We start from the raw sequence: 26,186 nt of genomic DNA on the forward strand, positions 1-26,186 counted from the left end.
CGTGGTGGCATTTTAGTGGGTAGTTTTGGTGTTGTGTTTAGTTGTTAGTACTGTAGTTAGTCGTGTTGTGGTTGACAGTGTTGTGGTTGGCAGTACCGTAGTTAGTGGTGCTTTAGTTAGCAGTGCTGACAGTGACATTATTGGTGTAGTTGATATTATTGGCGTAGTTGATATTATTGCTGTACTTGATGCTGGTCCCAATGGTACTAGTGGGAGCGAAATTGGTTTATCCCTAACTAATTAAACTAGTTTTTGTGGGTAGTTTTTCATACATAGTTTTTGTGGTTAGTTTTTGTGGGTAGTTTTCGTGCTCGTGCGTAGTTTTCCTATGCGAGGAGCAAGGGGGCGACGTTCAGTACTTATGAATTTGTACTTATGAATTGCTTCTTATAAATCGGTACTTTTAATTTGCATCATATGAATTGGCACTTATGAATTTGTACTTTAAATAGGTTCATATGATTTGTATCTTATGAACTGATTCTTACGAGTTGCTTATATCCGCAAGCGAAAATGGACAAACCAAAAAGCGTTTGCCATAAATAGCAAACGCTATAATCACCACACATCCCCCACACAACTACTTCTTCGAAGAATACTTCCGCATATCAAACGCGACCGCGGCGATGATGATCAGACCTTTGATAATCAACTGATAGTAAGGGCTGATGCCGATAAAGGTCAGGCCGTAGTTGATTAAGGTAAAGATAATAACACCGACCAGAACACCTGGCACTGTTCCGATACCACCGGTTGTGGACACCCCGCCCACGACGCAAGCAGCAATCGCATCAAGCTCATACATGTTCCCGTAGTTATTGGTTGCGCCACCTGTTCTGGCAGCCTCCAGCACACCCGCCAAACCATAAAGGGCTCCAGCAATCGCATAGATGTAGATCAAGTTCTTGGAAACATCGATGCCAGATACTTTTGCTGCCTGCATGTTACCGCCGATAGCGTACATGTTCTTGCCCAGCTTAGTTTTATTGAACACCACCCATACGATGGCGGCGACACCCAAGGCTATCAGCACGATATACGGGATTGAATATTGCCCCTTGCCGATAAACCCGGAACCGATTGTAGTGAAATCTGGACGCAGACCGCCAATCGGCTGTGATTGGTTGGGGTCCATGTCAAAGTACAAGGAATTCAAGCCGTAGACGATAACCATCGTACCCAGTGTTGCGATAAACGGCGGGACGTTCAGCTTGGAGACGACAATACCATTGACTAGTCCGCAGAGAAGGCCAGCGATAATAGCTATAAGGATCGGAAGCCACACTTGCACCTGCGGCAGATCAGGAAAAAAGCGCCGGGAATAATCCGGAATTTGCAGCATCGAAGCAGAGATTACCGCTGTAAAACCAACCACACGTCCAGCAGACAAGTCCGTCCCAGCTGTGATAAGGATGAAGGCAACACCAAGCGCGATGATAATCCGTGTTGACGACTGAATTAGAATGTCCCGTAAAGTATTTACAGAGATAAAGGCCGGCTCATATAAGGCAATACCCATAATTAGAATTACCAAGACAATATAAATAGCATTTTGAGTAATAAAAGATTGGGCTCGTTTAGCGTTCATTAGTAGTGTTCCTCCTTAAAGTTACGCGAAGAGTACTTCTCTTCGTAAACCAAATCTAGTTTCGCCCAGCAAAACTATCATTGAAATCCTATCCTAATGCTGTGCAGCGAGCCGCATAACTTCGGTTTCCGTAGCTTGCTCGCCTTCTAGTATTCCGGTAAGCCTACCCTCCGACATGACCATTACACGGTCAGACATTCCGAGCAGCTCCGGCATTTCTGAGGAGATCATAATGATGCTTTTCCCTTGCTGCGCCAAGTCGGCAATAATCGAATAAATCTCGAATTTAGCCCCTACGTCGATACCGCGAGTCGGCTCGTCCAGAAGCAGGATTTCGGGCTCGGTTAGAAGCCATCTGGCGAGCAGCACTTTTTGCTGATTCCCACCAGAAAGATTCATGATCAGCGTTTTGGTTGTTGGAGTTTTGGTCCGTAATTTTTCAATCATTTTATCGACTTCTTCTTTTTTCTTTTTTCCATCTAGTAGAAGTAGTAGTTTCTGGTATCGATGCAGATTAGCGATTGCGCCATTTTCATGAACAGACAAGACTGGAAAAATACCGGTGACACGCCGTTCCTCCGTAAGCAAAGCCATTCCGTGTTTCTTAGCATCCTTGGGAGATTGGATATGAATGCGCTTACCATCGATAGAAATCGTCCCCGATTTGATAGCCCTCAGGCCGAATAATGCCTCAATAACCTCTGTTCTCTGAGCGCCTACCAGACCACCAATCCCTAAAACCTCACCTCGTCTTAATTCAAAAGAAACATCTTTAAACGATCTTTCTTCAGGGGAGGTTAATCCTTCAACCTTCATATATACTTCGCCAGGCACGTTAAAACGTTCTGGGAATCGATTGGTCAAGTCGCGGCCGACCATTTTGGAAATGATAAGATCTGTAGTCAATTCCGCCGCTGGCCAGGTTCCGATTTTTTTACCGTCCCGCATAATGGTAACCTCGTCAGAAATTTCGAGAATCTCTTCCATTTTGTGAGATATATAAATAATAGCTACGCCTCTACTCCTAAGGTCCCGTATGATCCGAAATAAATGCTCCACCTCCACACTGGTCAGGGAGGAAGTAGGTTCATCCATTACAATAACGCGGGAGTGAAAAGAGACAGCCTTCGCAATTTCAATGGATTGGATTTTGGATACAGACAGCTTACCCACTAATGTCTCGGGATTCAGATCGATATCCAGATCTTTAAACAAATTCTCCGTGTCAGTGTACATTTTCTTATGGTCAATAAACTGAAAAGGTCCAATCCCTTTGGTTGGGAAACGTCCTAACCAGATATTCTCCATCACACTTCGGAACGGCACGGGATGCAGCTCTTGGTGAATCATGGAGATCCCATTTTTCAAAGCGTCATTTGAGCTTCCGATAGAGGTCTTCTCACCCTCCAAAAAAATCTCACCGGCATCCGGTGAATAAATACCAAAGAGACATTTCATTAAAGTGGACTTACCCGCACCATTCTCGCCCATAAGGGCATGCACCGAACCTGGTCTGACCTTTAAACTAACTGCATCCAGCGCTTTGACGCCGGGGAATTCTTTAGTAATATCATTCATTTCTAGCAAAAACTCAGCTTTTTCCATGTTGTTACGCCCCCTACGCTTTTTTCTTTTTTCATGAGAGGCACAGCGGTTTCATCCTGTTCCCTGCCTGAAAGAAATCCGAGGAGCGAATATCCGCTCCCCGTTGCTGCCATATGATCATGAATTCCATCTAGATTAGAGCGTTATTATTTGGCGTCATCGATATTGTCTTTGGTGATCTTTTTATAGGAAATCCACACGTATTGGTTGTCTGTGATATCAAAGCCTACGTTATCTTTTGTAGGTGTTTCTCCTTTAGCAAGCAGAGCAGCAACTGTGATCGCAGCTTTACCTTGGTTGTTCGCATCATTCAGCACGGTACCAAGCATCGTTCCATCTTGCAGCGCTTGAATCGCAGGAGCAGTAGCATCTACACCTACTACCGGCATGAATTTATCACCCGTGAAGTAACCTGAAGCTTTCAGAGCTTCGATGGCACCGAGAGCCATATCGTCATTGTTCGCAAGCACAGCTTCAATTTTGTCGCCATGGGAGCCAAGGAACGCTGCCATTTTTTCTTGCCCTTTTACGCGGTCCCACATCGCAGTATCTTCAGCCAGCTTTTCTACCTTGATGCCGGCATCTTCAATTGCTTGGATGGAGTAAGTAGTACGAAGCTCAGCGTCTTGGTGCCCCGGTTCGCCTTTTAGCATTACGTATTGGAGGACACCGTCGCCGTTTTTATCTGCTTCAGGATGTGCCTTCCAGTAGTCCACGATCAGTTGACCGGACATAGTTCCGGATTCTTCCGCTTTAGCGCCTACATAATAAACCTTATCCCATTTCTTCATATCTTCTGGCAGCGGCTCGCGGTTCAGGAAAACCACCGGAATATTTGCCGCTTTTGCTTTTTCGATAATAACGCCAGCCGCAGTACGGTCAACCGGATTGATCAGCATGCCTTTATATTTTTTGGTGATGAACAAGTCAACTTTGTCATTTTGTGTGGGTTGAGAATTTTGGCTATCTACGATATCTACAGTAGCAATGCCTTTGGCAGCAGTGTCGATTGCGTTACGAACACCTGTCATGAAGGTATCGTCAAATTTGTAAATGGCTACCCCTACTTTTGGCGTTTCAGTGGAAGAGCCCGCATTTTCAGTTTTTGGAGCGTTGGTAGCTTTACCACTGTCTGCATTATTGTTGCTATTGCCACAGCCTGCCAGGGCGGCACCCAGTATTGCGCTTGCTAAAAGAACGGAAGTGATTTTTTTCATTATTCATTGACCTCCTGTTTATACTTCTTTTTTTGGTTTAACCCTGAATTCTCTCGGGCACATCCATATTATGCCTTAGGTGAAAACGGTTTCGAATATAAAATCCTACTCACTTTTATAAAAATTCTACTGAACCCAAAAAACGAATACCTCCCATTTTAAGGATGGCATTCGTCTTTTCAAAAATAAACCGTCCACTATCTGACGAAGGGAAATAATAATTTCTGATTCTCAGGCCACAGCATATTGTCCAAATCAATGAGTTTAGTGCCCGTATCGACACGTTCAGGAACATCCATTCCTTCGATTACCTCAACGGCATGTTTTACGGCTAAATACCCGTTACTAAAAGGATTTTGGATTACGGTCGCTTGAACCGTACCCTCCTGCAGCAACTCCATCATTGACGGGGAGCTGTCGAACGCAACCATTTTAATATTATGCAGCCCTCGGCTCTGGATAGCTTTTGCCGCCCCCTGTGAAGCTGTCTCATTCAAGCTGGCGATCCCGCGAAGATTTGGATGTTTCAGCAGCATTAACCGTGTCAGCTCTTCAGCATCACTAATACTCGACGTGGTATAAGAAATCTCTACTACCTGTATGTTCGGATATCGGGCAGCGTAATTTAAAAATCCCTTTTCCCGCTCCTCCGCGTCCCTAGCACCATATTCAATGCCGTTTGAAGACTCCTGCTCCGCCCCCAAAGATGAATTTGTGAAGTTAATGATGCCAACCTCCCCGTATCCATTTAGCAGCTGAATGAGTCTTTCTGCAGACTTTTGTCCCGCTTCATAGCCGTTTGAACCCACATAGGCTCTTACTCTGGCCGAACCGACTTCTGCATCCACAGACAATACGGGAATCTTGGAATATGCCGCCCGATCAACCACTTGTGCAAGTCCCATATAGCTACTGGCAGCTAAAATAATAACGTCCGCTTTTTCTTTAATGGAGTCCTCAACCATTCTGACCTGTTCCGCAATATCACTCTCAGCATTCGGAGCTTTGAACGTTAGTTTCACATTAAATTCCTGTGCCGCGGCTTCTGCCCCCAATCTAACTGTATTCCAATAGTCGCCTTTGTTCATTTTTACAATAAGATGAATATTGCGGGTTTTGTTCGTGTTGATATAATTAGGTGCCGAATTAAAACAAGAGGTGATGGTTGTCCATAACATCACACATACCAGCAGGGTTAGCCAAAAACGAACGATTCTCATACCGATGTCTCATCCTCCTCATGTCCAGGATTGCCCTCGCCTGCTGTGAGTGCCGGGAAGATAAGAGTAACCGTAGTGCCTTCTTCAATTTCACTTTCAAAAGAAAGACCATAATCACGCCCATAATACAGCTCAATACGCTCGTTAACATTTCTAACGCCTACCCCGGAGCCATGCATACTCTTACTGCCGCCAGTCAAAAGAACCTTCATAGTCTCCTCGGACATTCCCAGTCCATTATCACGAATGCGGATGATGACAAGATCATCCTTCAGCTCCGCTTGGATCGAAATAAAACCTTCATCAGGCATCATTTCAATCCCGTGATACAGGGCATTCTCCACAATAGGTTGTAAAATTAGCTTAATCGTCTGACACTGCAGCACTTCATCCTGAGCCTCGATCTCGTAGCGGAACTTATTTTTGAACCGAAAGCTCTGAATCACAAGGTAATGACGAACATGATCAAGCTCTTCCTGCACGGTAATCATATTATTCCCTTTACTAAGGCTAATCCGGAAAAACTTCGATAAGGACTGAATCATCGTGACTACCTCCTCAGTCTTGCCGCGTTCAGCGAGCCGGATCACAGAATTCAAGGTATTGTACAGAAAGTGCGGATTGATCTGGGATTGCAGTACTTCAAGCTCACCTTTACGTTTGGTTTCCTGTTCATAAATAATCTGATCCATCAGTTGACGGATACGTTGCAGCATAAGGTTAAACCGTTTGGACAGCTGTTCCACCTCATACGCCCCACTGACATCTATTCGGGTGTTGAGATCCCCTTCGCCCACCTGCTGAAGCGTCCGTTCCAGCTTGCGGATAGGGCGGGCAATACGTGCAGACAAAAAGACGGATACAATAATTACGCATAAAATGACTACCGCTAAAAACCAGGATAAAAAAGTGTTTAGATCACGTTTGGTGGTTACAATCTCATCGTAATAAGCCACGCCCACGATCTTCCAGCCTGTCTGTTCCAGTGTCCTTACGGTGATAAAACGTTTTTCACCCGTAGACTCATCCAAATAGCTACGAAAAGCATATTCCAGTACTGGCTCCACATTCTCATATTTTAAGCCAGCGTAAATCAGCTGCTGCTGGGGATGGTACACAATATTTCCTAGCTGATCGAGGATGTAAGCGTATCCTCTTTTGCCAAGCTTAACCTGCTTGCTCAGCTCATCAATGGTTCGAAAGTTAAAATCCATCAGCAGGATGCCGGTTTTTAAGACTCCGTTCTCCTTATATTGAATTAATTTGCTGATAGACACAACCCAGATATATTGACCTTTGAACAAATTCTGAATATGAGGTGCGGAATAGGAGAGCTCTGATGTTCTTTGCGCCGTCGTAAACCAGCTCTGAGTCTCCAGCTGTGTGTTACTGCGCAGCTTCTGACCGGGTGTTCCCACGACATATTTCCCCTGTGGGGTAAAAACAGCCGCCGAGACCAGATCCTCTCTGCTCCCCATTAGCATAGCCATTCTTTCCGTCAATAAAGCGGAATCCACGGAAGGGCTATTCGTAATCTGCTCCTCCGCTGTCTCAAAAATATTGCGCATTCCCTTAACATAAAGACCTAGATTGTAATTCACTTGCTCAATGATCTGCTGCATATTCATATTGGCATTCTCTTCTGCGGTCTTGGCAAACTTGTTGTACAGCATAAGACTTACAACTACAGCTACTAGCACGGCAACAGATGTAAAAGTGAGTGTAATCGTAACTTGAATGCTTCGGAGCTTGGAGGACAACCGACGTTTTCCACCTTTGGGATGCTGCGGTCTTAGAGGAAAGGAATATGGTTTATCCTTCAGCATCTTTACCCTCCTCTGGAGCTGTTTTTATACTCTTTAGGAGATTGGCCATATTTTTTGCGGAAACAAAAGCTGAAATAGTTAGGATCGGCAAAACCTATTTTTTCTGCAATTTCAAAGGCCTTCAGCTCCGTGGACCGCAAAAGTTCCTTGGCTGCTTCTAACCTAATTTGCAAAAGATAACTAACGAACGTCATTTTCATTTCCTTCTTGAAAATACTGCTAAAATAGCCGGTACTTATATGTAAATGCTGACAAACCTTGCCGATGGAAATATCAGATTCAACATAGTGGCTGCGTATATATTCTTTAGCTTCATCAATAAGCAGCTTATAGGAGGATTGACGTTCTAATGCAATCGTATCCATTAAACCGCTACAGACTGCAATAATCCATTGCTTGGCTTCGGCCATACTATTAAATTTATTGATGGCAGTTAGCGACGAAATGCCAGAACCAATATACTTTGCAGCCTCACTGCCGGATTCTTTAGCCACTCGCAGGATAGATGTAAAAATCTCCAGCAAAAAAATCTGATAATCCTGTGTAGACACCTGCTCTGCGTCAAGACCGGCAAATAAATCCTCAACAACCTCTTTGAGTTCTTGCACCGTACCTAGTTTAATCGTCCGGATTAAGGATTGCTGGGTTAGTTCATCATAGGTTAGCAGTGTGCTGGAACGTGACTCAACGTCCTCAATCCAGATCACCCGGTTATTGCCGAGAATAAGCCGATAATCTAATGCCTGCAAGGCATCCCCAAAAGAATTAAATAACAAAGCAGGCGATGAACAGACCGTTCCGGAGCCTGCCGTGACCGTCAGCTTCAGAAAACGCTGTACGTTCTGGCGGATTTCTTCAAGAAGCTCAAATGTCTTTCCAGTAATATCAGTTTCTTCCCCTTCTTCATGGATTGTGAGCAATACGACCTCATCACGATGAATAAACACCCTTCCAAAACCATGCTTCGAGCATATTTCTTCAGCAATATTCAGCACAGCGAATAGCTGTAAATTCTTTTCACCAGTGTCTCGTAAAGAAATTTGTCCGCCTGTTGCACCCCCAGCAGATTCCCGCTCAGGACGAATATAATCCACACTAATTACCGAAGCCTGAAACCACCGTCCCGTTAATTTTATGCCATATTCAGTGCTTTTCTCAGCAATTTCATCCGTACGCAATCTACGCGAAATAAGGGACGATAAAAATTGCTCCCTTAACACAGGCAGACTTTTCCGGTAATGCTCACTGAGTACAAATACATTTTCTTTTTCTGCAATTTCAGCCTCGATAGTGGCTCTAACCTTAAGCAATACTTCAATTAATTCCTGTGAAGAGAACGGTTTCAAAATATACTCATCAATTTGCAATTTTATCGCCTTCTGAGCATATTCAAATTCATCATACCCAGTCAAAATGATAATCTTAGTGTTAGGATGATGACTACGAATCCATTCAGCCAGCTGAAGTCCATTCATAAAAGGCATTTGGATATCGGTAACTACCACATCCGGCAGCAAACGGTCTATGGCATCCGCAGCTTCCCGTCCATTCTCCGCCTGCTCGACAATCTCAAATCCGTAACGCTCCCAGTCAATCTGCCCGATAACGCCTTCCCTAACGTCTTCTTCATCTTCAGCAAGAACTAGCTTATACATGTCTCATCCCTCTTTGGAAACGTTTTAGATGTCATAAATTTTATTGTATATGATTCAAACCAATCCATCTATGGTTAAGTTATTTAAATAGTTTTAGGTATTAATATATTAAATACATATAAAAAAAGAGTTCCAGAGCAAAAAAAAACCATCCCGCCGTAGCTGGGATGGGGATGATCGGTAACCTATAAGTATTATAGCAACGCTTTGTTAAAGCGATAGCCTGCTGTCTTTTCGAAACCGATATGACGATAAAAAGCATGTGCCGGTGCGCGTTCTACGCGGTTGCCACTTCTAAGGAAAAGCTGACAGCAACCTTGCTCACGTGCCCATTCTTCTGCTGCGGCCACAAGTCTTTTACCGAGTCCGTTTCCTCTGAGTTCTTCTGATACGATAAGTGCAGTAATCTCAGTGATACAATCTGTCTGTTTGTAATACGAGCTTACCTGTCTAAGGCCGATCATACCCACAACTTCATTGTTCAGCTCTGCTACAAGTGTGCATTGGAGATTGCTGTTCTCCATGCTTTCCAGTCTCTCTTTCATCACGCTTAGCGTTGTTGGATAGCCGAATTCCCGCAGAAGCGCTGTAACTCTCTCCAGATCATTCAAGCCGCATTTGCGAATTTCCAGTACAGGTGCCATGGTACTACTGTTCATCCTCATATACCTCCACTTTTAGCATAGACGCCGCCTGCTTGGCTATCGTCCGCGCGATTTCCACATCTTCCGCCGCACTTAACGCTACTGCCATCCGCCGACCAGGACGAACTTCCGGTTTACCAAATACGCGAACCTGAGTCCTAGGCAGTTCCAAAGCTTCACCAATTCCGGTCACAGCAAAGGCTCGTCCTTCTCCATCAGCCTTCAGCGTAGCTGAGGCACCAGGTGTCAGCAATTGTACTGACTGGACAGGAAAACCAAGAATAGCTCTGACATGCACTGCAAATTGAGATAAATCCTGCGTCGCCATCGTGACCATCCCCGTATCATGGGGTCTAGGTGACACTTCACTGAACAATACGCCTCGATCTGTCAAAAAAAGTTCCACTCCAAAAATACCGAAACCTCCGAGCTGATCCGTTACTGCTTTTGCAATAGATTGCGCTTCTTCAAGCAGCTCTGGCTTCATAAAGTGAGGCTGCCAGGATTCCACGTAATCTCCATCCTTCTGAATATGTCCAATAGGTGGACAAAATACCGTACCAGACACAGATCGCACCGTCAAAAGAGTAATCTCGCTCTCAAAAGTAACAAAAGCCTCCACGATAACCCGTGTTCCTTTAGCTCTCGCTCCATCCAAAGCAGTGTTCCAGCAGTTTTCTGCATCTTCAGGTCTTTTGCATACGCTCTGACCCTTGCCAGAAGAACTCATAATCGGCTTAATGACACAAGGAGTGCCTAACTCGGCTATAGCTTGTTGCAGCTCTTCCAGACTATCCGCAAAACGGTAATCAGCAGTTGGCAGTCCAAGGTCTTCAGCCGCAAGACGACGAATCCCTTCTCTGTCCATGGTCAGCCGAGCCGCCCGCGCCGTCGGAACAACGAAAAAGCCTTCTTCTTCAAGCTCTTGAAGAGCATGAGTCGCAATTGCCTCAATCTCCGGAACAATGACATCCGGTTTCTCAGAGCGAATCAGCGCTTTCAGCGCCTCTGCATCCAGCATATCAATTACATGTGAACGATGAGCTACACCCATCGCCGGTGCATCGGTATAACGGTCTACAGCTACGGTCTCTACGCCAAGGCGTTGAGCTTCAATTATGACTTCCTTACCCAGTTCCCCGCTGCCCAGCAGCAACAGCTTGCGGCTTTGAGCTGAAAAAGGAGCTCCCCACATTGTCGATTCCAACCTCTTTCGGCAAATTGACTGTCTCGTTTTTATGAATTTCAGAAAACGTAACAGTTTCATTGTATATTTTCAGGCTTCTTTATTTTCATCCATCATACGCCAGATTGCAAGTGTTCTTCGACATTTTCCTACAAACTTCACAGAACTTTGTCGACTTTATCAACGAAAGTTTGTTCTAGACGTGATAATTGGTGGCTTATTTGGCCCCAATGATCTGCAGTCTCACCCCCTTTAAGGAGATCTAACATCGCTTTCTCTTGCTCCGCAAGCCCTTCTTGCAGGCTTTCGGCAGCAGATTTTAATTCTCTGCTGATATTCTCGACGTAATGAGCAATTAATTTTTCCTTCTGCACTGCCGCTGCAAGATTAACCGCTTCTTTCAAAAGCGGCTCTGCCGCACCTTTGACTAATTCCCGCCCAGTTCCCTCAAAGAAATAACGCGGGGATTTGAAATGGCCCCATAAAGCGGACCACTGCACAGGCTGAAGCTGGCATTCCAGATCCTTAGGAGATGGCCAAGCCTGCTCCTCATTCTCCATAAGATGAAATTCCTCCGTGGAAAAGAGTAGCTCTGTAGCTGCCGCTTCAGCAGCTTCATGTACAAGCCTGCGTCCCGTGCTCTCTAGCCGCAGCGTTGTTGCCCATAGCTCTTGCTCAAGCTCGCGCTGAGTAGTACGCATTAGTTCGGCACCACAGGCAGAGAAAATGGCTTTTAAATTCCCTGCATCCTCACGCAGTAAGGAGGGATGAAAAGATTCCTGAAAATTTCTGTTGAAGGAGAAGCTAATCCGCTGGCACACATGATAGATCAGTTCTTCACTTTCATGAATAAGATCTCTGCTAGGACGTTCCTCAGTCTCCAAAAGAGATAACCGCTTCATGGCGAACTGCCGCCGTTCCTGCAGTTCTTTTAACCCGGCTTCACGCTCGCTCGCCGCCTTGGAAGCCAGATTCTGCCATTCCTCAGCCCGGCGCCGAACCGATGCGATGCTCTCAGCAGCTGCGTTAAGTGAAAGCTGTGGAAGCTCATCACCAGCAAAGCTGGATAATGCTTGCTCAAATTCATTGAAGCGGGAGGTTTCATAAAGATCGTGATTATGTTGAGTTTTAGCTTCTAGAGCAAGCAAGCTGGACAAAGCATAGATTCTCGGAGACCGCAAACCTCCGGCACGCAGATTTTGAACGACATGTGCTTTAACCTCATCTAGTTCTTCTTCGCTTGAAGCGAGATCAGAAGCATTGATAATAAAGAACATTTTATCGAGAGCAAAGCTGTCTTTAATGCGGCCCAGCTGGGCCAAGAGGCCGCGATCCGCCTTCGAAAAGGCGTGGTTATAATAGGTCACAAAACAGATCGCATCCGCATTTTTCATGTAACTAAAGGTTACGCCAGTGTGGCGTGCATGCAGTGAATCTGCTCCTGGTGTATCTACGAGCACAATCCCGCTCTCCGTCAAAGGACAGGCATAATACAGGTCAATCCCTTGCACGAAGCAAGCCCGGGTCTCTTCCGCAACTAGGTTTCGATATTCATCCAAATCAACCGTCCGTACCGTTCCTAATAGCGGCTCAGCTTCAGCCCAACCGGATGCTGCGGCTCTTAGAAATCCTGCATGCGGCAGCGCAGAGGGGTGAATTCCCCGTGTTGGCAGGCTCGCAAGTACTGCTGTCCACGTATCCTGTTGCGGCTCTCCAAGCTGCAGCACGCTGAAGGAATGGCAGATGTCATCCCAGAAATCCGCCATGCTCTTCATCGTTACAACCGCGCTGGCATGGCGGAAGTCTCCTTCCGGCGCCAATATGCGGTTAACTGCGGCCGTGGCAGGGTGTGGCGACACGGGCAGTACTTCTTCGCCGAGCAAAGCGTTGGCGAAGGAAGATTTGCCTGCGCTGAACGCACCGAACAGCGCAAGGGTAAAGCGGCCGCCGGCGAGATCCTCCGCCCGCGCGGCCAGACTGCGCGCCGCCGATGCCATCGCTGGCTCGCGGCGCAGCAGCTCTGCCGCAGCCGCCAGCGCGTCAGCGGCTGCCGAGAGCCGGCGGCGGCCGCCCGCCGGCGAAGCCGTTCCCGCCGCCCAGCTTGCGGCGGCGGCACTTCCAGCCGCGGCGCGTTCGCGCGGCTGGGTCGCCCGCGGTGCGGCGCTCTGCGCAGCCGCACGCGGGGTGACCCTCACCTCCGGCAGGATGCCGGGGGTGAGGGTCCGGCGCGGCGGCAGCAGCGCCGCTAGCTCGTGCGCGCGAGCGTCAGCCGCGCGGTCCAGGGCGGCTAGCGCGCGGGCAGCGCTCGCCTGCCGCGTAAGGGCCTGTTCGCGGCGCTGGAGTTCCGCGCGCTGCTCCTCGATAAGCGATGGCAGCTTCGCCAGCAGCTCATCGCCAACTAACAGCGCAGCGCGGCGGAATTGGCTCTTCAGCTCTGCCGCAAGTGTGCGGCAGAAATTGAGCAGCGCCTCGCCGCTATACCCCGTTCCCGGCTTTACTACAGCCGCCAGCCATTCTTGGCTCACCGCCGGGAACCCTTGCTTCAGAGTCGTCTCTGCCTCCTCTGCCCACAGTCCGAGATTCTCCGCCCATTGACGTACCAGCTGAATCAGATGCCATTCCAGCTGAGCGGAAACCTCTCGGACCAGTAATCCTTGCCAGGCATCCAGTCGTTTGCCTTGTTCCTTCTCCCGCCGTCCGGCTGTAGAGAACAAACCTAAGCGGAAGCCTGGGCTGACACTCTCCACATAGCTCCCTGCCGCCTCTCTAACATCCGCAGGCATTAAGTTAGCATTATTGAGTAAGGCATCAAGATCACTTCGCAGGCTAGCTCGTGATTGCTGAGGCAGCTCCTCAAGCAGTGCCTTCTCTTCTTCCAGCGATTTCAGCTCTTCCATCACAACTGTAACCGCTGCACCCTCTAGCTCAGCTAAAAAAGTTTCCCGTTCCTCCTGCTGGTCTTCACGGAACGCGGTTAGCGAAGAATCTGCTGTATGATGAATGGAACGTGACAAGCTATATTGAAGCAATTGTTCCCTGTGCTCCAACAGCTCTGTTATAAGGTTCAGCAGATTATCCCAATGATTCAGTGGGTGCTCTTTCATTTTGAGTGAGGTAAACAGAATCCCCGCACAATGAATCCCCCACTGCTCAAAAGCATTTTCAAGCTGGCGTTTATATTCTTCAATGGAAATTTCTTGTTCTCTATGCTTGTCTATCTGATTAACAATAAGATAGAGCGGTTTGCCCCAGTCACTAAGATTTTTGGCAAAAGCCAAATTATTCTCTGACTGTACATGGTTATAATCCATAACATAAAAGACGACATCAGCTAAATGCAGCGCGGAACGAGTGGCCGCCTGGTGACCATCATCCGTCGAATCTACGCCAGGCGTATCCAATAGAACACCATGCTTCCCTAGAAGAGGAATCTCATTCCAGACTTCAATCGCGGAATATTCTCCGCCATTTCGACAATATTCCTGTAATCTTTCTGGTGTTGTCTCTACAGGGGCAGATTCATTTTCACTTCCCTCAACCCTTGGATAGATAAGCACTCGTGGAGCCCCGCTGCGAATAGAAACAATATTGGCACTAGTCGGCACAGGTCCGGAAGGTAACACTGAGCTACCGCATAAAAGATTAATCATGCTGGATTTCCCTGCCGAAAAATGCCCACAAAAAGCAAGGGTCAGTTCATTCCCACCCTCTTTATTTTGTAAATCTTCATATATTCGTTCAGCACTCTCGTCGCCCCAGTGGCGCATTAAATCTTTCAGCTGGGAAAGCAGCGATGCTGTTTCACTTAATGTCTCTCTCTGAATTCTAACCCGTTCCGCTCCCACAGACATTCCACCTCCACAGTTACCTTCTAATCATGCACTGATCTTAATCCATTCTTGAATACTGATTTAAGCTCTTTTTTATGCAAAACTTATATAGGTACAATTTCTGAACTTTAGCGCGGAACATTTTTATAAATAATAATTACAGTTTATCACCAGTTTGACACAAATTAAATACACACTACTTACAAAATAACCTATCATCTCCTACGAAATGATAAAAAAAAGAAGCGAGGTTGTCGTCCTGTAAAGCCAACAGTCGTTTCTCGTAGAAATATAAGGATATTCAATAAAAAAGGAGCCAGCCCCAAGGGCCGACTCCATTTCAGGTCACTTCTCAATTATGCAGTTTCCAAAACAGGCAACAGAATTTCAAATACTTTTCCGTGCTGCAGAATAGTCAATCCACGAGATTTGTCTCTCATTACGACAACCTCTGGTTTTACAGACATACGCTCCAGATAGTGCTCAGGCACATCACCGGAATGACTGATCGTAATGCCCTCTACTTCTTGCTCTTCATTTTCTTCCAGCGGGCTTTCCACTACGCGGTCAAAAATATCCGAGAATACCTCAAAATTATCTGTGTATACAGAAATGCATTTCATCTCTATCCCATCCTCTTCTTCAACTCTAACTTTTAACTTTTTGGCGTATGATCTTTAGCTTTCCTGACGACAGCCGTTTTCATACGTTTTTTGCCCTCTCGACATACATCAAGGAGCGGACAAACCTGACATTTTGGATTCTGAGCCTTACAGTGATATCGTCCGAAAAAGATTAGCCGGTGATGCGTGAGCGTCCATTCATCACGTGGCACAGCCTTCATCAGCTTTTTCTCCACTTCCAGCACAGAATCTTTCCAGCCTGCCAATGCAAGTCGTTTAGCAACCCGCTCCACATGAGTGTCCACAGCAATGGCAGGAACTCCAAATGCGTTGGATACTACTACGTTAGCGGTTTTACGACCTACTCCTGGCAACGTTACAAGTAAGTCATGTGCCTCAGGCACTTCTCCGCCATACTGTTCTATGAGTATAGAGCACAGGCTTTGGATATGCTTAGCTTTGTTACGATATAAGCCGATGCGCCGGATATCCCCCTCCAATTCCTCCAGCGGCACAGAAATATAATCGATGGGGGCTTTGTACTTTTGGAACAGGTCCTCGGTCACTTTGTTCACCGTTGCATCCGTACATTGGGCTGACAGCAGCACCGCTATTGTCAATTCAAAAGCGTTACTGTGATTCAGCTCACAATGTGCATCCGGAAACAAATCTCCAATCGTATCCAAAATGTGGCGGACGTCTGCAGCTTTCATAGTGTCCCCTCCACGGAGCAAAAACGCTCAGAAAATTCTACGAGCGTCTCACCTCAAATGTTAGAAATATAAGCAAAGTATGTATTATAACGTATGGATTCATACATTTCAACACATACGATACTGGCATTATATTTCAAGTATTAACGCCTGGATTGTCCTAATAAGAACAGTAAGCGTTTAAGCGAGAAATATAAGACATACAGTATAGGAGCAATACTTATACTTTCTTATATTTCAAAAAAAACGTCTTGACGCAGGTAAAGCCCCCTGTGTCAAGACGGTGATTCACTCAGAAATCCACCATTGCAACTATTGTTTCACAATTTCAACCAAAATATCATTATTGAAATACATTATAATATTATCATTTTCTTTCAAAGATTGCACGGATAAAGTCGAATCTCCCTGATGAATATAAACATTAGCAGGAACAAAAAATTGATATTTATCGTTCAAATTAGGTCTCTTCGTCACCAATGAGTTTGTTGCACTCTCATAACGTGAGAATGTTCTACTGAGCTGAGACATAATACGAATCGTTGTAGATCCATCCGGATCCTTGCGAATCTCTACTCTGTCCCCTGCCGTCAAGTTGCTAAGAGCAGTCGTTGTCGAGCCGTCACGAATGATTTTGACTCCTCCACTTACCGCTAAGGTCTGTGCAGCTCCAGCATAATCCTTCACGACTACGCTATTCCCAGCGGCATCTACAGAACTTACCTGACCTGTTGTGAGCTTAACTGCTTGAATAGCCAGCGGTGAGCTACCATCAAAGGTCACATTAAGATAATCTCCCGCTTTTAAATCCGTTAGCTTAATGCTCTCACCAGCTTCATTGGTCAACGGGATTGCCAAAGTATTAATATCACTGGTTCCCCCATTCCATTTGATGCCCAAACGGTTGGTTCCAGAATTCACGGTTGCCGCTTCAACTTGCAGCACAGTCTTCACTTTCAATACCGCTATCAGATCCTGACCTGTAGTCAGTGAAGCCGTTACATTGCTTCCAATAGGAATATCACTTAGGGAAGGACTAGTCTTACCAAAGAGATCAACAAGTTGCGGATAAGGCATCGTTAAACTTTGTCCATCATTAAGCTTCAAAACAAGAGTTTTCGACGTAGAATTAACAGCTGTTAAAGTTCCTTCGTACTTTGTGACAATTTCCAAAGACAAAGCCCGCTGTCCTATTGCCTTCAGATTAACTTTGCGGTTCTCGATAAGTTTCGCACCCATATTAGTTAAGTTAGGCAATGCACCTTCATAAATCAGCTTTGTTTTCTCATCCAACTGAACCACATGGGCTTTTTTGCTGCTGTCCATAACTGTAAGGAGCTGTGTTTTGCTATTATAATCCACAATTGTTGCTCCACTATACTGCTCAATTTGGCGGCTTAACACTTCAATTTTGGTAACTTGATCGCTGCTGTTTAAGGTAACCTGAATCTTGTCCCCACCTACTGCATCAGCAATAAGATCATCAGCTACTGCTCCACTCATGTTCGGAATAACAATCGTCGGTTTAGTGCCAAGCAGTTTAACCTCACGATTTCCGTCTGCTTTTTTGTAAACAACTGTGGAACTAGTCAGCTCGGTAAGTACCCCCTCAACTGTCCGTTCAACACCTTCCGTCACTTCTACAGTGCGGATCACATTATCTTGAATCGTATATTTCACCGCATTACCTGTCTTCAAATCTGCAGGTTTCAGCACTGATGCTTGGGAGCTGAATAATGAAGTCTCATCTTCCCATTTAAAAGTTTCTACTGTACCCGCGGTATTTTTGAAAGTAATGCTTTTGCCAGTAAGATCTACACTTTGAATGGTGCCTGTTGTTGTTTTGTTAATGACCCCTGAAGTCACCTGAACCTTCACTACTTTATGCGAACCACTGTACGTTTCACGTTGCAGTGAAACTACACTGTCTGTTACCAGCGAAGCAGGTTCAATTCCAGCTCCATTTACATCCACAAAGGAAGTAGTCTCATCGTAGTAGTATTCAGTGAACCCTGTTGGTGACTTTAACCAAAGCTTATTACCTGGAGCTACCATGGCAAAGTTTCCTGACAGAGTCTCTACTTGTTGTGTAGGGTCAGTCACTTCAACATAAGCCGCGTTATATGTCGCGCCAATTACAGTAACCTTAGTGTAGGGTTGGACATCACTTAGATTGATTCTGCTTTCAGAAGCACTTGTGTAATAAGCAGTGCTTGCTCCCAGGGTATATGTAGAAGTCTTTCCGTTGTTATAAACGGATAGTTTCCCATCTGCTAATTGACTGATCGTTCCTGATACCGTGTTGTCGTATTCAACCGTATTGTGAGCTTCAGCACGACTGAAAAAAGTCGCCAATTGCGCACGTGTTACAGCACCTTGCGGATCAAAACGATTGCCGTCAAGTCCGTTTGCTAGGCCTAAATCAACGGCAACGTTGATGTAACCACGTTTGTTGGCAGACACTTTGGTATCATCCGCAAAGCCTGTTGGCTCACTAGCGGCCCCTGCTGCATCTGCGCTTTTTCCAAGGGAGCGGATTAACAGCTCCGCAATCCATTCCCGGGATGCTTTACGCTCTCCCCAAGAAGTCTTCAGATTATCTGGAGCCATTTCGGTTGCTTTATCGAGTAATCCTTGTTGAAAAGCTAACACAACATAATCCTTGTAATAATTCGTAACCTTAAAATCTGTAGGCAATGCTACCGCAGAAGAAGCATCCACTTTATCCTGCAGCTTCATAAACCGCAGGGCCATAAGCACTGCTTCCTGCTGAGTTACAGAATCACCCGGACGGAACAATCCATTATTCCCAACCACAATTCCTTGTGAAGCGAGTTTATAAATATGTTTTTCAGCCCAGAAGCCTGTCTTCACATCGCTAAAAATCCCTACAGATTGTGTAGTGGTTGATGTCGGTGTAGTGGCAGCTGTGTCTGCAAACACTGCACTTGCACCACCAAAAACCATAACACCAGCCATAACAGCCGACACTGCTTTATTAGAATAAGCCTTCAATGGACGTTTTGACCTTTTTTGCGCGGACAATAGATTATTCCCCTCTCTATGACTCAAATAAATAGTATGTTTAAAAATTCGTCAGCTAGATGCCTAATTCCTTTGTTGCATAACCAATTAAGAATTATCTCTAGTCATAGGATGCAATAGATCCACATGGCCCATTAGACTTTCTACCTTTTCACCATCAACTAAAACTTCGATACTCTTTACTTCCGCAAATTGAAAATAAGTTTTGGCAAGTGAAGTAATGGCAAAGGATTCTCCACCCGCACCAAGCTGAGCTTCATCTGGTTTGTGAATATCCATTACGATTTGACCCTCTACAAATTTTAATGATTTCAGTTCAATTTTTCCCCATAAAGGTATAAGATCTGTATTTTCACTACTTTGCAGTGCTTTGAACGTTTCTGTATATTTCTCAACATCGTCAGAGTAGTTAATCGTAGTCTTAGCAGGCACTAAATTCATAATTTGCGAATCAGTGTAATAAACTTCAATACTCTGGCTTTGCTTTTGTGTCTCATTTTCTACCGGCTTCGAAGACGGCTGAGTTTCTACATTAGTATTATCTGCTGTCGGTTGCGGAGTACTAGCCACTTCGGTTTCCTGATCATCAGATGGAGCTGGGGTACTTTCTCCCGCACCACTTACAACGTTTGTAGTATCTTGCTCCACTCCATTAGCAGGAGCTGCAGTAGGCTTATCTCCACAGCCAGCTATCACTAGTAGAAGCAGCGCAGCAACCCCAACCATAGTCCATTTTTGTTTAAACATTAATAAACGCCTCCTCTAGATGAATACGGGCAGACAGGTACCGCAAAACCACTTCTTGCCTTTTTATTGATAAAAGCAGAAAGCTGACTTTGCGGCGCTCGTCTGCCACTGGTCTGTTATTTTATACCCAAATATTCCTTGATTCCACTCACTATTGAAGCAGCAACTTTATTTTGTAATGCTTCCGTAAAGAGCAATGTCTCATCCTTCTTATTGCTAAGGTATCCTACTTCAAGTAGAACAGCAGGCATTTTCGTTTCACGAATGACATGGAAATTTCCGTATCGTACACCGCGATCACTAAGCCCTGTAGCCTCAACAAGATACTTATGCATTACTTTCGCTAAGGCCTTACTGGCTTCCCGCTGATAATACGTTTCTGTCCCGCTTGCCGCAGAAGATGCGGAACTGTTAGCATGTACAGAAATGAATAGATCTGCTTTTAAATTATTAGCCATAGCCGCTCTATCCTTGAGCTCCAAGAATGTATCATCACTGCGTGTCAGTACGACATCGATATTACTTTCTTTTTTCAGCAATGCTGCTGTCTTAAGTACTATAGCTAAATTAAAATTCTTTTCGTATTTTCCTGTTACTCCTACTGCACCAGAATCTTTAGCTCCGTGCCCCGCATCCAGTACTACGAGCTTCTTGCCATCATTACCTGGCTGTGTTGAAGTATCATCCGTACTTTCTGCATTCAGGTCAATGATAACCAACTTAGAATCCGTCCCAGATACGCTGATGTTATAATTCTTAGGATAATTCAAATCAATTACAAAACGTACAGTATAAGGATTGGAGCTATAAAGCGAATACCGGACACCTGATACATCAGGATAATCCTTCACTTCCAGTTTACCATTCAGATCAGGATCAAGAACTTGTCCCGTACCAAACAGATCTGAGAAAGTGGCATTAGGAAAATCAATAACTAACCGATCCGGCCCTGTCATTACACTTACTTTTGGCTCGGAATTACCTTCCATCGCAATGCTCAAACGATTCTCACTAAAGCTCAAACCATTTATCATGGTTAAATTTTTAGTAGGATCTACCGGCGGAACAACAACTTCAGATCCACCATTTCCAGAGTTCCCATCAGAACTGCCGTTTTCATTTGAGGATCCTGGGGTAATAAGATACACGATCTTCTTCGCATTATCCCAAGTGACGGTGAGACCAAACTGCTCACTTATGAACCGTATAGGTACAAGTGTCGTATCACTCCGCAGGACAGGCGCAGTGGTAAGCTGTACTGTTTTGTCATCAACCGAAGCTGTCTTTTGATTAACAATAAGTTTGATTACCTTCCCTTGCTGTTCAATCGTCACCGTTTTGCTTTTTTGATCCCAGCCCACGGTATAACCAAGACTCTCGGAGATCAATCTCAACGGTACCATGATAGTATCATTCACATTTTCAACCGGTACTTTTTGCCCTGCAGTAATCTCTTTGCCGTCTAGATAAATCTTGCTATTCGCGGCAGCAGCATGTCCATGCTCAGGCAAAACCAACACAAAGAGCAACAATAACAACATCAAACTGAATTTCTTCATTCTTCACCTCTAAGAATCTAGTATTCGCCTGTGAATGGCGATCGTGGTGCCCCTGTCTCCGTCAACCTCAGACCTCTATTAGACGCTGGTAATCTATAAAGGTTGCGAATATATTCCATAAAAATTGAGAAATCTCACCAACCGCAAGTGTTAAAGCCCCAGATATTCCTTAATTCCGGCAACAATTTCTCTCGCTAATTTCTCTTGAAGCTGCTCACTATACATCGCCGATTCATTTCCTGAATTTGTAAGATATCCTACCTCTAGCAAGACTGCTGGCATTGTGGTTTCCCGTGTAACATGAAGGCTTTTCGTACGAATCCCGTTGTCTTTAAAACCAGTAGCGGCTAATAAATGCTTATGCATAATCTGAGCAAGAGGCAGACTATCACTGCGAGAATAATAGGTTTCACTGCCATTTATTTTATCTCTATTTGGATATCCAACCTCTAGCGAATTCGCGTGCACTGAAATAAAGAGATTCGCTTTAGCAGCCTCCGCAATTTTCACGCGATCCTGAAGCCCCAATGTAGCATCGTCAGTTCGAGTAAACACCACGTCAACTAATGCTTCCTGCGTTAACAGTGTTTGTACTTTGCGGATGACGGCCAGATTGAAGTCTTTTTCCAGCTTACCTGTGAGACTGACAGCTCCTGATTGAGTTCCGCCATGACCCGCATCTAGAACTACAATTGGCTTACCTAACGTTCCATTAGCCCCTGTGGTGTTGCCTCCGTTGTTAGTTACATTCAAATCAATCGTAACCAGCCCGGTGCTTTCATCCGTACTAAGCTGGTACGGTTGATTTCCAACCGTTTGAATTACGAATCTGACAGTGGAAGGACTCACACTGAACAGTGCATAACGGATCTCAGAAACGAGCGGGTAGCCGGCAACGTCCAGCTTACCTTGTGGACCGCCAGTGGTGGTAACACCCGTAAGACTTCCAATGAAATTCGGATCGAACGCAGCACCCGGAAAATCTACGACGATTCGATCAGGGTTGCTCATTTTTGTAACGTTTGGCTTAGTAGCCCCCGACACAGCGATAATAAGTCGGTTCTCAGTGAATACTGCCCCGTTTACTAGAGGGCCTGTTGGAATTCCTGCTGTGCTTCCCGGTGCCGTAGTTGTTTGTGGAACTGGTGTCGGGCTGGGTGAAGTTACTACACTGCCAGCAGTTGTCCCGTTGTCACTTCCCGGCGTAGCACTTGGAGTTGGAGCAGGTGTATTAGTTGCTGTTGGATTGGTAGTATTCCCCTCAGGTGTCATTGTAGGATTGCTAACTTGTCCACCTGTCAAATAGACGGTTTTATCAACATTATCCCAGCCCACCTTTAAGCCGAACTGCTCGCTTACGAAACGAATTGGAACGAGTACTGTGCCGCCACTCTGCTTAGGAGCTGCATTTAAATCAAATGTCACCCCATCTGCATCAGCTGTTTTCCGTCCTACCGCCAGCTCAATGCTTTTACCATCCTGGTGAACGGTTACTTTCCGGGTCTGCTGCTCCCATAACACCTCGAATCCAAGATTCTCTACTACCACTCTGACCGGAATCATAACGCTACCATTTACATTTTCGAGTTTAATTCCTTTTGGCAAAGCAAGTTCCTGATTGTCCATAATAATTCTGCCTGTGCTGCTACCAGCTGCGGCAGCTTCTTGTCCGGTGGATGTTAAAAATAATAAAGGCAGTAACAAAAGCAGCAATACACGAAGCCCAGCTCTTCTCATTCTCATTTTCCGCTCCTTCTGCAAGTAATAGATCCTAGATAAGTATTTAGACGACAGAAATCACCAAATGTTTCCTTAATGACCAATGAATATATCGATTATAGCAAAAAAACTTCTATTTCCGACACCCGGAAATAGAAGTTTTGCGTATTTTTTGTAAAGTTTAAGTATCAGACCAGTTATATCCTCTTTTTAAGAGAATAGCTTTGCAGCATGACGCTCTTCATAAGCAGCAATTTCATCTGCATGTTGAAGGGTCAAACCGATATCATCCAAGCCTTGCAGCAGGAATTGACGACGGTGCTCATCCAGATCAAAGCTGATGCTCAGTCCGAATTCATCTTGTAAAGCATTGTTCTCAAGATCAACTGTCAGCTTGTAGTCCTCATGCTCAGCTGTCCGTTTGAACAATTCATCCACTTGCTCTTCCGAAAGCTTAATCGGCAGAATGCCGTTCTTAAAGCAGTTATTGTAGAAGATATCCGCATAAGAAGGTGCAATTACAACTCTGAACCCGTAATCCATAATCGCCCATGGTGCATGCTCCCGAGAGGATCCACAGCCAAAGTTAGCGCGTGAGATCAGAACAGAAGCCCCTTGATAACGTGGTTTATTCATTTCGAAGGCTGGATTATCGTTACCTTCTTCATCAAAACGCCATTCATAGAACAAAAACTGTCCAAATCCCGTCCGTTCAATCCGTTTCAAAAACTGTTTTGGAATAATCGCATCCGTATCTACATTTACCCGGTCAACTGGTGCAACAATTCCTGTTAATTTTTTAAAAGCATCCATAGTTTTATCCTCCCGTGTTCTCTCTAGTTCTATGAGCTGACGGCTTCCGTCTTATAATTCCAATCACGTACATCAGTGAAACGACCTTTGATCGCAGCTGCGGCTGCCATAGCTGGAGATACCAGATGTGTACGTCCTCCGCGTCCTTGGCGTCCTTCAAAGTTACGGTTCGAGGTAGATGCACAGCGTTGTCCAGGCTGCAGAACATCCGGGTTCATGGCCAAGCACATGCTGCATCCCGCTTCACGCCATTCAAAGCCAGCGTCAGTAAAGACTTTATCAAGTCCTTCTTTCTCAGCCTGCATCTTAACACGGCCCGAGCCTGGAACAACAATGGCAGTAACCTTTTCAGACACCTTATGACCTTTAGCTACCACTGCTGCAGCTCTCAAATCTTCGATCCGCCCGTTAGTGCAGGAACCGATAAATACATAATCAATCGGAATTTCGGAAATAGGTGTTCCAGGAGTCAAATCCATATATTCAAGCGCCTTTTCAGCAGCTTTACGTTCATTTTCAGTGGTGAAGTCCGCTGGATTCGGAACGCTGGAGTTGATGTCAGTTCCCATGCCCGGGCTAGTACCCCAAGTCACTTGTGGAATCAATGTTTCCACATCAAATTCAACAACCGTATCGTACTGGGCGCCCTCGTCGCTTACAAGACTCTTCCATGCTTCTACAGCAGCATCATAAGCTTCGCCTTGCGGTACGTATTGACGTCCACGCAGATAATTAAAAGTAGTTTCATCAGGGGCAATCAAGCCAGCTCTTGCTCCACCTTCGATCGACATATTGCAGACAGTCATACGTTCTTCCATCGACAATTCACGAATAGCTTCGCCTGTATACTCAATTACATAACCTGTGGCAAAATCAGTACCGTACTTAGCAATAACACCAAGGATCATATCTTTTGCTGTTACGCCAGGGTTACGTTTGCCTGTAAAGCGTACTTCCATAGTCTTAGCTTTGGATTGCTGCAAACATTGGGTAGCCATTACATGTTCAACTTCACTAGTTCCGATACCGAATGCCAGCGCGCCGAATGCACCATGCGTGGAGGTATGGCTGTCGCCGCAAACGATAGTTTTACCAGGATGTGTCAACCCGATTTCAGGACCCATTACGTGTACAACGCCTTGATCAATATCATTCAGATCGAACAGTCTTACACCAAAATCAGCACAGTTCTTAGAAAGGGTATCAATTTGCTGCTTGGAGATTGGATCTTTAATGTTAAAACGATCTTTAGTTGGTACGTTATGATCCATCGTTGCGAAAGTCAGCTCAGGACGGCGAACCTTCCGGTTGCTGAGGCGAAGCCCTTCAAAAGCCTGCGGAGAAGTAACTTCATGAACCAAATGCAGATCAATATAAATAATGCTAGGTTTACCTTCCTCTTGATGAATAACGTGATTCTCCCAAATCTTCTCAAACATTGTCTTGTTGCTCATAATTTCACCTCATTAATAGAATCGTTCATTGGAAGAGAGCGTGGAGTCTCTCTTGAATGATCTAAATATAACACCCCTGTCTTTATAATTCCAAGATATGATATCTATAAAAGTGATAGTCTGAACCTATAAGCTGAGTTAGGGTGTGTTGAGGCGCAATATGTAGGTGCGATGCACAACCGGGATGTATAGGAGCGAGGCGCAAGCTGGATGTGTAGGAGCGTTGCGCAACCGGGATGTGTAAGAGCGATGCGCAAGCTTGATGTGTAGGAGCGAGGCGCAAGCTGGATGTGTAGGAGCGTTGAGCAAGCGGGATATGTAGGAGCGTTGCGCAAGCGGGATGTGTAGGAGCGTTTAGTTGTATTTTGTACAGCTATATTCCTGTGAATCATTCGTTAATGAATATAACTGTATTTTGTGCAGCTATTTTCTTGAATTATCGCTCTATAGCTGGGAACTCTGGTTTTTAGTTGTATAGAATACACTTAAAACCAAAATCATCCCTTTTGCATACGAAATAGCTGCACAGAATGCAGTTATCTCATAGATACTCTCAAGATCCGGCGCAATAAATATACTGCGGGAGGGTATCGGATACTTCGATCAGTGTAGTAGGGATAATTCTTGAAAACAGGCCCCGCAAATTCTGGGGAGTGAAGAAGTGAATGCTCCTTCGGGTTGCCTATACAAAACTATAATCCAATAGGATATACTTATAAGTAAATCATTTCCCTAAGGAGTC

At 45.3% G+C, this 26,186-nt stretch carries 18 protein-coding genes; 1 reads left to right on the forward strand and 17 read right to left on the reverse strand.

Annotated elements, in window-relative coordinates; genetic code table 11:
* The first annotated feature begins 28 nt into the window (after window positions 1–28).
* The gene (locus tag MHH46_RS20920; RefSeq protein ID WP_076192167.1) at window positions 29–244 is read left to right on the forward strand and encodes a hypothetical protein; all 216 of its coding nucleotides are present in this window, start codon (window positions 29–31) and stop codon (window positions 242–244) included.
* 336 nt (window positions 245–580) lie between these two features.
* Here MHH46_RS20920 and mglC read toward each other — a convergent pair whose 3' ends face one another.
* The 17 genes from mglC to leuC form a co-directional block, all read right to left on the reverse strand.
* Window positions 581–1,588, reverse strand: coding sequence for a galactose/methyl galactoside ABC transporter permease MglC (gene mglC / locus MHH46_RS20925; protein WP_076127586.1), 1,008 nt, complete (start codon window positions 1,586–1,588; stop codon window positions 581–583).
* 93 nt (window positions 1,589–1,681) lie between these two features.
* Window positions 1,682–3,193: a sugar ABC transporter ATP-binding protein gene (locus MHH46_RS20930; protein ID WP_076101437.1), complete on the reverse strand. Its 1,512-nt coding sequence runs from the start codon at window positions 3,191–3,193 to the stop codon at window positions 1,682–1,684.
* 146 nt (window positions 3,194–3,339) lie between these two features.
* On the reverse strand, window positions 3,340–4,410 hold the full coding sequence (locus MHH46_RS20935) for a galactose ABC transporter substrate-binding protein (RefSeq protein WP_094903385.1): 1,071 nt from the start codon (window positions 4,408–4,410) through the stop codon (window positions 3,340–3,342).
* Window positions 4,411–4,607: 197 nt separating this feature from the next.
* A complete protein-coding gene (locus MHH46_RS20940; protein WP_076127584.1) occupies window positions 4,608–5,630 on the reverse strand; it encodes a substrate-binding domain-containing protein in 1,023 nt (340 codons plus the stop codon).
* Complete coding sequence (locus MHH46_RS20945; RefSeq protein WP_081387836.1) at window positions 5,627–7,456, reverse strand: sensor histidine kinase; 1,830 nt, start codon at window positions 7,454–7,456, stop codon at window positions 5,627–5,629. The genes MHH46_RS20940 and MHH46_RS20945 overlap by 4 nt, the downstream gene beginning before the upstream one ends.
* A 2-nt stretch (window positions 7,457–7,458) precedes the next feature.
* Window positions 7,459–9,111, reverse strand: coding sequence for a response regulator (locus MHH46_RS20950; protein ID WP_076183962.1), 1,653 nt, complete (start codon window positions 9,109–9,111; stop codon window positions 7,459–7,461).
* Between the two features lie 194 nt (window positions 9,112–9,305).
* Complete coding sequence (locus MHH46_RS20955; RefSeq protein WP_232061416.1) at window positions 9,306–9,770, reverse strand: GNAT family N-acetyltransferase; 465 nt, start codon at window positions 9,768–9,770, stop codon at window positions 9,306–9,308.
* Window positions 9,760–10,950 (reverse strand): formate-dependent phosphoribosylglycinamide formyltransferase, encoded by a 1,191-nt coding sequence (gene purT, locus MHH46_RS20960; protein ID WP_076192169.1) that lies wholly within the window; start codon window positions 10,948–10,950, stop codon window positions 9,760–9,762. The genes MHH46_RS20955 and purT overlap by 11 nt, the downstream gene beginning before the upstream one ends.
* Window positions 10,951–11,099: 149 nt before the next feature.
* A complete protein-coding gene (locus MHH46_RS20965) occupies window positions 11,100–14,786 on the reverse strand; it encodes a dynamin family protein (protein WP_256717197.1) in 3,687 nt (1,228 codons plus the stop codon).
* A 341-nt stretch (window positions 14,787–15,127) separates the two neighbouring features.
* Window positions 15,128–15,394, reverse strand: a complete 267-nt coding sequence (locus tag MHH46_RS20970; protein WP_036676334.1) for a hypothetical protein — start codon at window positions 15,392–15,394, stop codon at window positions 15,128–15,130.
* A gap of 32 nt (window positions 15,395–15,426) precedes the next feature.
* The gene (gene nth, locus MHH46_RS20975; protein ID WP_036676333.1) at window positions 15,427–16,107 is read right to left on the reverse strand and encodes an endonuclease III; all 681 of its coding nucleotides are present in this window, start codon (window positions 16,105–16,107) and stop codon (window positions 15,427–15,429) included.
* Window positions 16,108–16,419: 312 nt separating this feature from the next.
* Entirely contained in the window at window positions 16,420–19,152 is a 2,733-nt protein-coding gene (locus tag MHH46_RS20980) for an S-layer homology domain-containing protein (protein WP_081387837.1), read from the reverse strand.
* A gap of 87 nt (window positions 19,153–19,239) precedes the next feature.
* The gene (locus MHH46_RS20985; RefSeq protein WP_076192173.1) at window positions 19,240–19,899 is read right to left on the reverse strand and encodes a GerMN domain-containing protein; all 660 of its coding nucleotides are present in this window, start codon (window positions 19,897–19,899) and stop codon (window positions 19,240–19,242) included.
* 116 nt (window positions 19,900–20,015) lie between these two features.
* A complete protein-coding gene (locus MHH46_RS20990; protein ID WP_076127574.1) occupies window positions 20,016–21,458 on the reverse strand; it encodes an N-acetylmuramoyl-L-alanine amidase family protein in 1,443 nt (480 codons plus the stop codon).
* A 150-nt stretch (window positions 21,459–21,608) separates the two neighbouring features.
* The gene (locus MHH46_RS20995) at window positions 21,609–23,201 is read right to left on the reverse strand and encodes an N-acetylmuramoyl-L-alanine amidase family protein (RefSeq protein WP_081387076.1); all 1,593 of its coding nucleotides are present in this window, start codon (window positions 23,199–23,201) and stop codon (window positions 21,609–21,611) included.
* Window positions 23,202–23,387: 186 nt separating this feature from the next.
* On the reverse strand, window positions 23,388–23,990 hold the full coding sequence (gene leuD, locus MHH46_RS21000) for a 3-isopropylmalate dehydratase small subunit (RefSeq protein WP_076127570.1): 603 nt from the start codon (window positions 23,988–23,990) through the stop codon (window positions 23,388–23,390).
* Between the two features lie 29 nt (window positions 23,991–24,019).
* On the reverse strand, window positions 24,020–25,444 hold the full coding sequence (leuC, locus tag MHH46_RS21005) for a 3-isopropylmalate dehydratase large subunit (RefSeq protein WP_076127568.1): 1,425 nt from the start codon (window positions 25,442–25,444) through the stop codon (window positions 24,020–24,022).
* Window positions 25,445–26,186 lie beyond the last annotated feature (742 nt).

This window comes from Paenibacillus sp. FSL H8-0175 (genome assembly GCF_045040615.1).
GTDB lineage: Bacteria > Bacillota > Bacilli > Paenibacillales > Paenibacillaceae > Paenibacillus_AQ > Paenibacillus_AQ odorifer.

Coding starts and splice junctions, on each gene's coding strand:
- mglC (WP_076127586.1), bottom strand. CDS start 1,588: ATGAACGCTAAACGAGCCCAATCTTTTATTACTCAAAATGCTATTTAT.
- MHH46_RS20930 (WP_076101437.1), bottom strand. CDS start 3,193: ATGGAAAAAGCTGAGTTTTTGCTAGAAATGAATGATATTACTAAAGAA.
- MHH46_RS20935 (WP_094903385.1), bottom strand. CDS start 4,410: ATGAAAAAAATCACTTCCGTTCTTTTAGCAAGCGCAATACTGGGTGCC.
- MHH46_RS20940 (WP_076127584.1), bottom strand. CDS start 5,630: ATGAGAATCGTTCGTTTTTGGCTAACCCTGCTGGTATGTGTGATGTTA.
- MHH46_RS20945 (WP_081387836.1), bottom strand. CDS start 7,456: ATGCTGAAGGATAAACCATATTCCTTTCCTCTAAGACCGCAGCATCCC.
- MHH46_RS20950 (WP_076183962.1), bottom strand. CDS start 9,111: ATGTATAAGCTAGTTCTTGCTGAAGATGAAGAAGACGTTAGGGAAGGC.
- MHH46_RS20955 (WP_232061416.1), bottom strand. CDS start 9,770: ATGAACAGTAGTACCATGGCACCTGTACTGGAAATTCGCAAATGCGGC.
- purT (WP_076192169.1), bottom strand. CDS start 10,950: ATGTGGGGAGCTCCTTTTTCAGCTCAAAGCCGCAAGCTGTTGCTGCTG.
- MHH46_RS20970 (WP_036676334.1), bottom strand. CDS start 15,394: ATGAAATGCATTTCTGTATACACAGATAATTTTGAGGTATTCTCGGAT.
- nth (WP_036676333.1), bottom strand. CDS start 16,107: ATGAAAGCTGCAGACGTCCGCCACATTTTGGATACGATTGGAGATTTG.
- MHH46_RS20985 (WP_076192173.1), bottom strand. CDS start 19,899: ATGTTTAAACAAAAATGGACTATGGTTGGGGTTGCTGCGCTGCTTCTA.
- MHH46_RS20990 (WP_076127574.1), bottom strand. CDS start 21,458: ATGAAGAAATTCAGTTTGATGTTGTTATTGTTGCTCTTTGTGTTGGTT.
- MHH46_RS20995 (WP_081387076.1), bottom strand. CDS start 23,201: ATGAGAATGAGAAGAGCTGGGCTTCGTGTATTGCTGCTTTTGTTACTG.
- leuD (WP_076127570.1), bottom strand. CDS start 23,990: ATGGATGCTTTTAAAAAATTAACAGGAATTGTTGCACCAGTTGACCGG.
- leuC (WP_076127568.1), bottom strand. CDS start 25,444: ATGAGCAACAAGACAATGTTTGAGAAGATTTGGGAGAATCACGTTATT.